Source organism: Streptomyces sp. NPDC037389 (genome assembly GCF_040636475.1).
In the GTDB taxonomy this organism is placed as follows: Bacteria; Actinomycetota; Actinomycetes; order Streptomycetales; family Streptomycetaceae; genus Streptomyces; species Streptomyces hesseae.
Genome location: NZ_JBEZUS010000006.1, coordinates 335,155 through 347,808 on the forward strand (window position 1 = coordinate 335,155; position 12,654 = coordinate 347,808).

The following is a 12,654-nucleotide window of genomic DNA, read 5'->3' on the forward strand; positions in this document are numbered from 1 at the left end:
ATGATCACCCACGGCCAGGATCCGCTCACACAACCGACCCTTGGCCATTCCGAGATCGCCACGTGAGCCGCGGTTGTGCCGCCCTGGACGCTCGTTCGGGTATCAGCGGCGGGTTTCGATCTTCAGGTCACCTGCGGTCACATTGCGGATGTGGTCACTGGCGAGCATGTCGTGCGGGAAGCCGAGTCCCATCGTGCTGACCTCGTCGAGGCGGGCCAGTTGGGCGGCGGTGAAGTCGACCTCCAGGGCACCCAGATTGTCCTCCAGCTGCGCGGGGGTGCGGGCGCCGGTGATCGGTGCCGTCACGTTCGGATTCCGCAGGGTCCAGGCCAGCCCGACCTGGGCGGGTGTGCGGCCCAGCTCCGTTGCGACCTCCTTCACGACATCGGCAATGGCAAGGTTGCGTTCGGTGAGCGCGCCCAAGGCGAGGTTGAAGCTCTTGCGGGTGCCGTCGGCGGATGCGACGTTCGTCGCGGTCAGGTCGTCGCGGCCGTACTTGCCGGTGAGTACCCCGCCGGCCAGAGGTGAATACGGAATCACACCCAGCCCCATCTCGCGTGCCATGGGGATCAGGTCACGTTCCCCGGTACGCTCGATCAGGCTGTACTCGATCTGAAGCGCGACCAGTGGTGACCAGCCGCGTAGGTCGGCGATCGCCTGCATACGCGACACCTGCCAGGCAGGGGCGTTGCAGATCGCCACGTACAAGATCTTGCCCTGCCGGACCAGATCGTCCATGCCGCGCAGGATCTCCTCGACCGGTGTCGTGAAATCCCACACGTGCAGGTAGAGCAGATCGATGTAGTCCGTATCGAGCTGTCGCAGACTCGCTTCCACCGAAGCGAACAGACTCTTGCGGTGGCTTCCCCCGGAATTCGGGTCGCCGGGCCGGCGCAGCGTCGTGTATTTCGTTGCCAGCACCAGACTTTCGCGCTTGCCGCGGCTGAATTCGCCCAGCATGCGCTCGGAGCTGCCGTTGGTGTAGGTGCTGGCGGTGTCGATGAAGTTGCCGCCGCGCTCGACGTAGAGGTCGAACAGTTGGCGTGCCTCGTCCTGCTCGGCGCCCCAGCCCCAATCGGTGCCGAAGGTCGCCGCGCCCAACGCCAGCGGTGAGACCCGCAGCCCTGAGCGGCCCAGCAGCCGGTAAGTGTCGAGGGTGAGCGACATCGTGTCCTCCCGTGCTCGTGATCCGTTGTCGAGAACCAGGCTGCGACCGTCGCGAGCCGGAGGTAAGGGAAAGAGCTTCCTGGGAACGCCGGTCCTACCCTGGCTGTTGGAACGAACATGACGACCCAAAGCGTGGACACGACACAGGAGCTGGCCGCGTTCCTGCGAACCCGGCGCGAGCGGCTGGACCCCGGCGATTTCGGTCTGCCTTCGCGTCGGCAGACCCGGCGGACCCCGGGACTGCGCCGCGAAGAGGTCGCTGAACTGGCCGGGGTCAGCGTCGACTACATCGTGCGGCTGGAACAGGGGCGCGGGATACGGCCCTCCGCGGACGTGGTGGAGGCACTGGCCCGAGCGCTGCGCCTGGCCCCCGTCGAACGCGCCTATCTCTTCGGCATGGCCCAGCAGCGCCCCCGCAACGCTGACAAGCCTGCCACCACTGCGGCGCCGCCACTGGCCCGGCTGGTCGCCGACCTGTCGCCGCTGCCGGCGATGCTGATGAACCACCGCTACGACATCCTGGCCTGGAACCGCGAAATGACGAGGCTGCTACTGGATTTCGACACCCTGCCGCCGTCGCAGCGCAATGCGATGTGGCTGTGCCTGCTGCATCCGGAGATACGCGAGTTCTACGTCGACCGGGAACGCGTCGTGCGGGAGGGAATCGCCCACCTGCGCGCCGCATGGGCCGCACATCCGGAGGATCGGGCGTTGACCGATCTCATTGCCGAATTCATCACTCGTGACGAGGAATTCGCGCGATTGTGGGCCGAGCGGAACGTCATGGTCAACGGCCGCGGGCACAAGGTGATGCGGCATCCTGGCGTCGGTGTGATCTCGTTACATTTCGAAGTGCTTATGCCGCTTCAAGATCCGGATCAGCGGTTGTTGATCTTCCGTGCCGCGGATGACGAGAGCCAGTCGGCATTGGACCGGTTGTGCGCACGGTGATGTCGAACGGTCTACTCGCGCACGGAGTCGAACCGTCATTCCGGCGTGGTCTTTGGATTCGCCAACCCGGAAAACAGCCCTGCCCTATAACGAGGTCAGGGCAGGACTTTGCGGACCTCCACGGCGAGGAGTGACGGAAGCGGGATTCCGCCCCAGGTACAGGTTGCGGCCCGCGACCGTGCAGGGCTCCCACGGGGGCCCGCGTGAAGGAACTTCGCGGACACCCGCCCGCGAGCACGAACGCCTCTACCCCACCCCCGCCAGCAGAACTACGCCGTCGCTGCCCCGTCACCCCGTACGGAGCAGCGAAGGCGGCCGCGGAGACCGGGGTTCTCGCGGTGTATCCAGAGGCTGTTGTCGCCCGCACCTCGCTGATCATCGGGGACGGGGGCTCCGTCCATGAGCAGGCGGTGCGCGAGCCCGGCACCAACCTGGCGCCCCGGAATGTCCGGGTTCATTGGATGCCCGGGGCGTATGGGGTGGGGAGGATCAGGATGAAGGTGGTGCCGGGGTGGGGGTGGTCGGAGCGGGCCGTGAGGGTGCCGTGGTGGCGCTCGGCGATGTCGCGGGCGATGGCGAGTCCGAGGCCGCTGCCGCCTGCGTCGCGGGTGCGGGCCTCATCGAGGCGGATGAACCGCTCGAAGACGTGCTCGTACTCGTCCGGGGGCAGAGGCGTGCCGTCGTTGTGGATGGTGATGGTGCGTGTTCCACCGTCGTCGGTGACGTCCAGGACGACGGCGGTGCGTGCGTGGCGGTGGGCGATTCGGGCCCGTGCCACCGGTTCGGGTGGAGTTCACCTGGCCGGGCGGAGGTGGAGCCGCAGGACTGCCGGAGCAGGAAGCAAAAAGGAGCCCGGTGCCCCAGCAAGGACTACTGGCACCTCTAGCCGCCCCTGGTCAACCTTTCGTCCGCGCCGCACCGCACCCTTGACTCCCGGCCGTGACCCTGGATACTTGATCCCATCGAATCTACCGAACGATCGGTCGGGCACTCGGGGTCGCGACGGGGCAGGGGGAGACGATGACGGACGCGCGTGCGCATTCACGGGCGGACACGTGGGACGTGGCGGAGCGGATGTCGCGCGGGGAGCTGGAGGCGCTCCAGCGGGAGCGCCTGCGCGCCATGCTCCAGCATGTCTACGACAACGTCCCCTTCTACCGGCAGGCGTTCGACGCCGCCGGGCTGCGCCCGGAGGACTGCCGGACGCCGGCCGATCTCGCCCGCTTCCCCTTCACCACCAAGGCGGATCTGCGCGCGCAGTACCCGTTCGGCATGTTCGCGGTCGACCGGTCGCGGATCCGGCGGTTGCACGCGTCCAGCGGTACGACGGGCACCCCGACCGTCGTCGGCTACACCGAGCGCGATCTGGACGTCTGGGCGGACGTGGTGGCCCGTTCCCTCCGCGCGGCCGGCGTCCGGCCCGGTGACACGGTCCATGTGGCCTACGGTTACGGTCTGTTCACCGGCGGGCTCGGCGCCCACTACGGGGCCGAGCGGCTCGGCTGTACGGTCGTCCCCGCCTCCGGCGGCATGACCGCCCGCCAGGTCCGGCTGATCCACGACCTGCGCCCCGAGGTCATCATGGTGACCCCCTCGTACATGCTCACGCTGCTCGACGAGTTCGAGCGCCAGGGCATCGACCCCCGGAGCACCAGCCTCCGCGTCGGCGTCTTCGGCGCCGAGCCCTGGACCGAGGAGATGCGCCGCGAGATCGAGGAGCGCTTCGCGATCGACGCCGTCGACATCTACGGGCTCTCCGAGGTGATCGGCCCCGGCGTCGCACAGGAGTGCGTGGAGACCAAGGACGGCCCGCATCTGTGGGAGGACCACTTCTATCCGGAGATCGTCGACCCGGTCACCGGCGAGCCCCTGCCCGACGGCGCCCACGGGGAGCTGGTCCTCACCTCGCTCACCAAGGAGGCCATGCCCCTCGTCCGCTACCGCACCCGCGACCTCACCCGGCTGCTGCCGGGCACCGCCCGGCCCGCCTTCCGGCGCATGGAGCGGATCACCGGCCGCTGCGACGACATGATCGTGCTGCGCGGGGTCAATCTCTTCCCCTCGCAGATCGAGGAGATCGTGCTGAATATCGCCGGAGTCGCACCCCACTTCCAGCTGCGGCTGACGCGCGAAGGCCGGCTGGACCGGCTGACGGTCCGCGCCGAGGCACGGCCGGACGCGCCCCCGGAGCGGCGCGCCGCGGCCGCCGCTGAGCTGGAGCGGCGGATCAGGGACGACATCGGAGTGACGGCGGGCATCGAGATCGTGGATCCCGAGACCCTGGAACGGTCCCTGGGCAAGCTCAAACGGATCGCCGACGAACGCCCCAAGTGACGCTGCGGAGAAGGAGGACAGGAGGAGGTCAGGAGGAGGTCAGGAGGAGGTCAACCGCGGGGACGTGCGTGGCGTCCTTCTCCACGCGCTCAACTGGCGTCAACTTCTGTCACTTCAGGAGTATTTCGTGACCGTTAGAAGTCGCTTACGATCATTCGCGGGCGTCTCGCTCGCCCTGCTGACCGCCGCGTCCGTCTCCCTGCCGAGCGGGGCCGCGGCCGCCGGTCCGGAGCGTACGGGGCACCCGTCGGACGGCGGCCTCTCCGCCGTCATCCGCTACACCGAGTACGGCATCCCGCACATCGTCGGCAAGGACTACGCGAACGTCGGCTTCGGCTCGGGCTGGGCCCAGGCCAACGACCAGGTGTGCGAGCTGGCCAAGGGCTTCGTCACCCTGCGCGGGGAGCGCTCGCGCCACTTCGGCCCCGAAGGCAAGGCCGACCACTCCCTGTCGGACGCCGGCGACAACCTCTCCAGCGACCTGTTCTTCCGAGGGATCAACGACGCCCGGACCGTGGAGAAGCTCCTCGACCGGCCCGCGCCGGCGGGGCCGAGCCACCAGGCCAAGGAGCTGATGCGCGGCTGGGCCGCCGGCTACAACGCCTGGCTCCGCCAGAACCGTGTCACCGACCCCACGTGCAAAGGCGCCGACTGGATCCGGCCCGTCACCGCACTGGACGTGGCCCGGCGCGGCTACGCCATCACCGTCCTCGGTGGGCAGGGCGCCGTGGCCGACAGCATCACCGGCGCCAGACCCCCGTCCGGACCCGACGCGTCCAGGCCCGACGCGTCCGAACCTGACGCGTCCCGGCCTGACGCGTCCCGGCCGAAGAGCGCCCCGGAGCCGGCGGATCCCGCGCAGGCGGCCGGCGCGTTGTTCTCCCGCCGCGACGCCGCCATGGGCTCCAACGCCGTGGCCTTCTCGGGCTCCACCACCGCCGACGGCCGCGGGCTGCTGCTCGGCAATCCGCACTACCCCTGGGAGGGCGGCCGCCGCTTCTGGCAGTCCCAGCTGACCATCCCCGGTGAACTCGACGTCGCGGGCGGCTCACTGCTCGGCCTCCCGATGATCTCCATCGGCCACAACGCCCATACGGCCTGGAGCCACACCGTGTCCACGGGCGTGCCCCTGAACATGTTCGAACTGAAGACCGCGCCCTCCGACCCGTACGCGTATCTGGTGGACGGCAAGCCCGAGAAGCTGACCAAACGCGAGGTCAGCGTCACCGTGCGCGGCAAGGACGGCCGGCTGTCGCGGGTCAGCCGCACGCAGTGGTGGACGCGCTACGGCCCGGTCGTCAGCGGCCTCGGGCGCGGACTGCCCCTGCCCTGGACGAACACGTCGCTGTTCGCCCTGTCCGACCCCAACACCGCCAACCTGCGCTTCACCGACACCTCGCTGGGCCTGAGCAAGGCCCGCGGCGTACGCGGCGTCCAGGACGCGCTGCGCCGTACCCAGGGGCTGCCATGGGTCAACACCGTCGCGGCCGACTCCGCCGGGCACAGCCTCTACACCCAGTCCCAGGTGCTGCCGCGCGTCACCGACGAGCTGGCGGGCCGGTGCTCCACGCCGATGGGCCGGCAGACGTTCCAGGCGTCCGGCCTGGCGATCCTGGACGGCTCCCGCGGCGACTGCGTCCCGGGCTCCGACGCCGACGCCCTCCAGCCCGGTGTCTTCGGCCCGTCCGCGATGCCGGCCCTGGTCGACGCCCCGTACGCCGAGAACTCCAACGACAGCGCCTGGCTGGCCAACGCGGACCGGCCGCTCACCGGCTACCCGCGAATCTTCGGCGACACCGGAACGGCGCGGTCCTACCGGACGCGCGGCGCCGTCGAGGACGTCTCCGCCACGGCACGGCGCGGCAGGCTGACCGTGGACGACCTCCAGAAGCTCCAGTTCTCCGACCGCGCTCCCGCCGGCGACCTGACCGCCGCCGACGCGGCGAAGGCGTGCGTCACGCTGCCGGGCGGCCGGGCGACGGGGAGCGACGGCACGACCGTCGACGTGTCGGCGGCGTGCGGTGTGCTGGCCCGCTGGGACCGCACGACGCACACCGGCAGCAAGGGCGCCCTGCTCTTCGACCGCTTCTGGCGGAAGTTCACCGCTACGGTCCCGGACGACCAGCAGTGGCGGGTGCCCTTCTCCCCCGCTTCCCCCGTGACCACCCCGAACACGCTCAACACCGGTGCGGACAGCTTCGCCCGGTCGCTGGCCGACGCGGTCGCGGAGCTCCGGGCGGCGGGCATACCCCTCGACGCCCCACTGGGCGAGCACCAGTTCGTCATACGCGGCGGCAAGCGCATACCGGTCCCCGGCGGCTCCAACGCTCTGGGCGTCTGGAACATCGTCGAGGCCCGCTGGAACGCCGCGCAGGGCGGCTACACCGAGGTGGGCATGGGCTCCAGCTACATCCAGGCGGTGGGCTGGGACGGCAGCGGCTGCCCCGTGGCACGGACGCTGCTGACGTACTCCCAGTCCTCGAACACCGCGTCGCCGCACTTCAGCGACCAGACCGAGCTGTTCTCGCAGGGCCGCATGGTCAAGGGCCGGTTCTGCGAAAAGGACATCCTGGCGTCGCCGGGGCTGAAGGTGGTGCGGGTGAGCGAGCGCTGAGGCCATCACGGCCCTCGCGGCTTCGCGGCCTTCGGTGTCCGCGCCCGTCCGGCGCCCCCACGCGGGGCGTCGGACGGGCGCGGTCCCGTCAGACGGCGCGGTCCCGGCCCCGCCAGTGCGGGTCGCGCAGCAGCCGCTTGTAGAGCTTGCCGTTGGGGTCGCGCGGCATGGAGGCGGTGAACTCCACGCTCCTGGGCCGCTTGTAGCCGGCGAGCCGGGCGGCACAGTGGCCGAGGAGCTCGGCGGCGAGGGCGGCGCCCGGGGAATGGCCGGGCTCCGGTTCGACGACGGCCTTCACCTCCTCGCCCCAGTCGTCGTGCGGGACGCCGAAGACGGCGGCGTCGGCGACGGCGGGGTGGGCCAGGAGCACGGACTCGACCTCGGCGGGGTAGATGTTGACGCCGCCCGAGATGATCAGGTCGATCTTGCGGTCGTGGAGGAAGAGATAGCCGTCCTCGTCGAGATGGCCGAGGTCGCCGACGGTGAAGAAGTCCCCGACGCGGCTGCGGCGGGTCTTGTCGGCGTCCTTGTGATAGGCGAAGGGGCCCGTGGCCATCCGCAGATAGACCGTGCCGACCTGCCCGGTGGGCACGGGCTCGCCGTCGTCGTCGAGAACGGCGATCTCACTGATGGGCCATGGCCGGCCGACCGTGCCGGGCTTGCGCAGCCACTCCTCGGAGGTGGCGTACGCGCCGCCGCCCTCGCTGGCCGCGTAGTACTCCTCGACGCACCCGCCCCACCATTCGATCATCGCCCGTTTCACATGCTCCGGGCAGGGCGCGGCGCCATGGATGGCGTGCCGCAGCGACGAGACGTCGTAGGCCGCCCGTACATCGGCGGGCAGGGAGAGCAGCCGGCCGAACTGGGTGGGGACCATGTGCGTATGGGTGCAGCGGTGGGTGTCGATCAGCCGCAGCATCTCCTCGGGGGTCCATTTGTCCATGACCACCAGCCGGTGCCCGATGTGCAGGGACGCGGCCGCGAATTGCAGGACGGCGGTGTGGTAGAGCGGCGAGCACACCAGATGGACGTTGCCGTCGTGGGGCTTGATGCCGAAGATGCCGAGGAATCCGCCGAGATGGGCCTCCTCGGGCGGGATGCCGGGCAGCGGACGGCGGATGCCGCGCGGGCGGCCGGTGGTACCGGAGGTGTAGTTCATGACCCAGCCGAGGGTCCGGCCGCCGGGTGGGGTGGTGGGCCGGCCGTCGAGGAGGGCGGCGTAGGACCGGAAGCCGTCGATGTGCCCGACCGCGTACCGCCCGGAGGGCGGCAGCCCGGCCTCGTCGGCGGCGGCCCGTACGGTGTCCGCCCAGCGCTCGTGGGCGATGAGCGCCTTGGCGCCGGAGTCCGCGAGGATCCAGGCGATCTCGGGGGCGACGAGGTGGTGGTTGACGGGGACGAGGTAGAAGCCGGCCTGGGTGGCGGCGAGATGGGCGGTGAGGAATTCGGCGCCGTTGGGGAGGACGACGGCGAAGGCGTCGCCCTCGCGGAGGCCGTTCGCCCGGAGGGCGTGGACGAGGCGGTTGGCGTCGGAGTGGAGGCGACCCGCGGTCCAGGTTTCGCCCTGTGGGGTGACCAGGACCTCGCGGTGCGGGTCGTTCATGGCTTGGGCCCAGAAGCCTGTGCTCTCTTCCCTCATGACGTGGTCTCCTCCTGGGGCGCGTCGCCGAGTGCGGGCCGGTGGTCGGGTTGTGCCCACCCTCCCCCGAGCTCTCGGCTTCGCTCGGGCAGGGGGGACCCCCATCGCCCAGCGGGACGATTGCCCACAACCGCGTTCAACCGCCTCACCGCCCGTTCGAAGCCTTTCGTCAGGTCGTCCACTACCGCTTGGACGGAACGTACGGAGTCCATCGCCCCCACGATCTGGCCGACAGGCGTGCCCAGTAGGGGCACCACCTCGTGTTTCTGGATGCGGGAGAGCGCTTCGGCGACGAGGAGGCCCTGGAGGGGCATGGGCAGGGTGCCGGGGCCTTCGGGGTCGTCCCAGGCATCCGTCCAGGGCGTGCGGAGCTGGCGGGCGGGCTTGCCGGTGAGGGCGCGGGAGCGGACGGTGTCGCCGGAGCCCGCGGCCAGGAGCTTGGCGGTCAGGGCGCGGGAGGCCAGACCGGCCTCCTCGGTGGTGAGCCAGATCGAGCCCAGCCAGACGCCCTGCGCGCCGAGGGCGAGCCCGGCGGCGATCTGCTCGCCGCTGCCGATGCCGCCCGCGGCCAGGACGGGCAGCGGGTCGACGGCCCGGACGACCTCCGGGGTGAGGACCATGGTGGCGATCTCCCCGGTGTGGCCGCCCGCCTCGTAGCCCTGGGCGACGACGATGTCGACGCCCGCCGCCGCGTGCCGGACGGCGTGCCGGGCGCTGCCGGCGAGCGCGGCGACGAGGGTGCCCCGGCCGTGGGCGCGTTCGATGACGTCGGCGGGCGGTGGGCCGAGGGCGTTGGCGAGGAGCGCGAGGGGGTAGTCGAAGGCCACGTCGAGCTGGCCGCGGGCGACGTCCTCCATCCAGCCCGTGATGCGCCAGCCGGAGCGTTCGCCCTCGGCCAGTTCGGGCACGCCGTGCTCGGCGAGCGTCCTGCGGACGAACTCCCGGTGCCCGTCGGGAATCATGGCCTCCACGTCGGCCTCGGTGAGGCCGGGGACGGTGCGGGCGGGCATGACGACGTCGAGCCCGTAGGGTCTGCCGTCGGTGTGCGCCTGCATCCAGTCGAGGTCGCGCTCGAGTTCGCCGGGCGCGGTGTAGCGCACCGCGCCGAGGACGCCGAGCCCTCCGGCGCGGCTGATCGCGGCGGCGACCGGGGGGAAGGGAGTGAAGCCGAAGAGGGCGTGCTCGATGCCCAGCCGGCGGCTCAGCTCGGTCCGCATGGGCCGCAGGATGCCGCAGGGAGGCGGTGGAGGGAAGCCACCGGAGCCTATTTTCTGACGTAGCGTCAGATCCAAGGTCCGGGTCGGATCCCCGGCCGGTCAGCGCGGCTGCTGGTTCCCCCGCGTGGCGCTGGTCCGGCGGACCGCCGCGACCTGGCGGTAGAGCTCGACGGCCTCGGCCGAGCGGCCGAGCTGCTCCAGGCAGTGGGCCTCGTCGTGCCGGCTGGCCAGGGCGTCGGGGTGGTCCGCGCCCAGGACGCGCTGCCGGGCCTGGGCCACGTCGCGGTAGACGGCGAGGGCGTCCGCCCAGCGGCCGAGCCAGCCGAGGCCGACCGCCACCTCACGGCGGCTGACGAGGGTGTCGGGATGGTCGGGGCCCAGCACCCGGGCGCGGATCGCGCAGACGTCGCGCGCCTCGGCGAGGGCCTCCTCCCAGCGGCCCAGGCGGCCGAGGTTGACGCCCAGTCCGTGCCGGGCGCGCAGGGTGTCGGGGTGGGCCGGGCCCTGGGCGCGGGCGCGGTCCTCGACCAGCTCGCGGTAGAGCTCCAGGGCCTCCTCGCTGCGGCCCAGCCGGCCCAGGCAGATCCCGGCCTCGTAGCGGGCGGCGAGGGTGTCGGGCTCGTCGGGTCCGAGCACCCGGGCGCGGGAGTCGGCGACCTCCTGGTAGGTGCGCAGCGCCTCGGTCCAGCGTCCGAGCTGGCCGAGGGCGTAGCCGACCTCGTAGCGGGTGACGAGGGTGTCGGGGTGCTCGCGGCCCAGGACGCGGGAGCGGGCTGCCGCGACGTCGCTCGCCATCCGGTAGGACTCCTCCAGGCGGCCCAGTCTGCTGAGGTTGAAGGCCAGGTTGTGGCGGCAGCGCAGGGTGTCGGGGTGGTCGCCGCCCATGACGCGCTCGCGGGCGGTGAGCACGGACGTGTAGACCTGGTGGGCCTCGAAGTGGCGGCCGAGCTGGCCGAGGACGTACGCGGTCTCCTGGCGGGCCGCCAGGGTGTCGGGGTGGTCGGGGCCCGCGGCGCGCTCGCGGCCCGCCGCCGTCCGGGCGAACTCCCGCAGGGCGTCCTGGGGGCGGCCCAGCCGGCTCAGGGCGAAGCCGAGTTCGTAGCGGGCGGCGAGGGTGTCGGGGTGGTCGGGGCCCAGCAGCCGGTCGCGCTCGGTGGCGACGGCCCGCTGCGTCTCGGCGGCCTCGGCCCAGCGGTCGAGCCGGGCCAGGCGCAGCCCCTCGCTGTAGCGCGCGGCGAGGTCGGCCGCGTGCCCGGCCGGGGGCGGGCGTTCGGATCCGGAGGGCTGCGGGGGGATCCGCCGGACCCCGGTGCGGCCCGGGCCGTCGCCCCGGGTGCCGGTCCACGCGCCGGTGAGCGAGGCGGAGGGGTCCGGCGGCGGTTCGAGGTGGCCGGTGCCGGCGGCCTTGGAGCCGGTGGTCATGTTCCGGGCCCAGCCGGGCAGCCGGGGCGGCTCCGAGAGCCGGGCGGAGGCCCGTACGGGCCAGGTGCGCCCCTCGGGCAGGGTGCCGCCCGGGGGCGTGGCCATCCGGTACGGGGTGAGCTCGGCGAGGCTCTGGACGAAGGCGGCGGCGTCCTCCGGCCGGTCGTCGGGGTCCTTGGCGAGCAGGTCGAGGACGACCGTCTCGAAGGGGCAGGGCAGTTCGGGCCGGAGCTCGCGCGGCGGCCGGGGCGGGGTGTCGCGGTGGCCGACGAGCACGGCCCAGGCGTCGTCCATGTCGAAGGGCGGGGCGCCGGTGGCGATCTCGTAGAGCACACAGCCCAGCGAGTACAGGTCGCTGCGGTGGTCGACGTTGCCGGCGCCGATCTGCTCGGGCGACATGTAGTGCGGCGTGCCCATGGCGATGCCGGTGCCGGTGAGCCGGGTGGAGAAACCGATGTCGTGGGCGAGGCGCGCGATGCCGAAGTCGCAGATCTTCACCGTGCCGTCGGCGAGGCGGACGATGTTGGCGGGCTTCAGGTCGCGGTGGACGATGCCCTGCCGGTGGGTGTAGTCGAGGGCGGCGCCCACCTGGGCGGCGATCTCGACGACCTCGGGCACGGGGAGCGGGTGGTGCCTGTTGTCCTCCAGGAGCTGGCTGAGGTTGCGGCCGTCGAGGAGCTCCATCACCAGGTAGAGGACGCCCTCCGACTCGCCGAAGTCGTGGACGACGGTGATCCCCCGGTGCTGGAGGGAGGCGGCCACGCGCGCCTCCCTGCGGAACCGCTCGCGGAGCACCCGGAGGTAGGACGGCTCGTGCTGACGTCCCATGGGCTTGAGGCACTTGACGGCCACGTGCCGGCCCAGGGACTCGTCACGGGCGCGCCACACCTCGCCCATGCCGCCTCGCCCGATCAGGTCGAGCAGCCGGTACCGGCCCTGGATCAGCCTGGTGTCCGCCATGCCGCCGCCGCCCCCGTCGATTCGCTGTGCCTCCCCCAGCCCCTCAAGTATGGCGGCCGGGCCAGGCGCCTTGTAGGCCGACGACGACGCCCGCGGAACCGGTTCCGGGTCCGGTCGGCCCGCCACCGGCCATGTGACCGGGTCTTCACCCGTGCCGGTAGCCTGGGGCGGCGCGGGGCGCGAGGGCGGAGGCGGGCTTGGCCGCCGCCCCGAACTGCGGCACGTTCCAGGGCACCACGGCCGCCACGACGCCCACCGGCTCCCGCCGCACCAGCAGCGGACCCGGCGCGCCGGCGCGCCGCCCCGCGTGGGGGGAGTGCCGGACCACGACGCCGCGGTCACCCCTCTGA

7 protein-coding genes and 3 pseudogenes are annotated in these 12,654 nt (G+C 72.0%); 4 read left to right on the forward strand and 6 right to left on the reverse strand.

Going from position 1 to position 12,654, the window contains the following annotated elements; all coding sequences use genetic code 11:
• Positions 1-102: 102 nt before the first annotated feature.
• Positions 103-1,167, reverse strand: coding sequence for an aldo/keto reductase (locus AB0E98_RS16035; RefSeq protein WP_361702610.1), 1,065 nt, complete (start codon positions 1,165-1,167; stop codon positions 103-105).
• A 117-nt stretch (positions 1,168-1,284) separates the two neighbouring features.
• Between AB0E98_RS16035 and AB0E98_RS16040 the strand changes: the two genes are divergently transcribed.
• Together AB0E98_RS16040 and AB0E98_RS16045 are read left to right on the forward strand one after the other, a co-directional pair.
• A complete protein-coding gene (locus tag AB0E98_RS16040; RefSeq protein ID WP_361702612.1) occupies positions 1,285-2,118 on the forward strand; it encodes a helix-turn-helix transcriptional regulator in 834 nt (277 codons plus the stop codon).
• Between the two features lie 284 nt (positions 2,119-2,402).
• Positions 2,403-2,537 (forward strand): annotated as a pseudogene (locus tag AB0E98_RS16045) (dTDP-4-dehydrorhamnose reductase); the annotation flags it as partial.
• Between the two features lie 35 nt (positions 2,538-2,572).
• Here AB0E98_RS16045 and AB0E98_RS16050 read toward each other — a convergent pair.
• Positions 2,573-2,896 carry an ATP-binding protein gene (locus AB0E98_RS16050; RefSeq protein ID WP_361702614.1) on the reverse strand — a complete coding sequence of 108 codons (324 nt, stop codon included), beginning with the start codon at positions 2,894-2,896 and terminating at the stop codon, positions 2,573-2,575.
• 242 nt (positions 2,897-3,138) lie between these two features.
• On the opposite strand from AB0E98_RS16050, the gene paaK reads away from it, so the two are divergent.
• Positions 3,139-4,452 (forward strand): phenylacetate--CoA ligase PaaK, encoded by a 1,314-nt coding sequence (gene paaK, locus AB0E98_RS16055; protein WP_361702616.1) that lies wholly within the window; start codon positions 3,139-3,141, stop codon positions 4,450-4,452.
• A 127-nt stretch (positions 4,453-4,579) separates the two neighbouring features.
• Entirely contained in the window at positions 4,580-7,066 is a 2,487-nt protein-coding gene (locus tag AB0E98_RS16060; protein WP_361702617.1) for a penicillin acylase family protein, read from the forward strand.
• 88 nt (positions 7,067-7,154) lie between these two features.
• Here AB0E98_RS16060 and AB0E98_RS16065 read toward each other — a convergent pair whose 3' ends face one another.
• The 4 genes and pseudogenes from AB0E98_RS16065 to AB0E98_RS16080 all read right to left on the reverse strand — a co-directional run.
• Positions 7,155-8,705: an acyl-CoA synthetase gene (locus AB0E98_RS16065; protein ID WP_361702619.1), complete on the reverse strand. Its 1,551-nt coding sequence runs from the start codon at positions 8,703-8,705 to the stop codon at positions 7,155-7,157.
• A 137-nt stretch (positions 8,706-8,842) separates the two neighbouring features.
• Positions 8,843-9,922: pseudogene (locus AB0E98_RS16070) on the reverse strand (nitronate monooxygenase family protein); the annotation flags it as partial.
• A gap of 99 nt (positions 9,923-10,021) precedes the next feature.
• Positions 10,022-12,304, reverse strand: coding sequence for a serine/threonine-protein kinase (locus AB0E98_RS16075; protein WP_361702621.1), 2,283 nt, complete (start codon positions 12,302-12,304; stop codon positions 10,022-10,024).
• A gap of 181 nt (positions 12,305-12,485) precedes the next feature.
• Positions 12,486-12,654, reverse strand: a pseudogene (locus AB0E98_RS16080) (aldehyde dehydrogenase family protein); the annotation flags it as partial.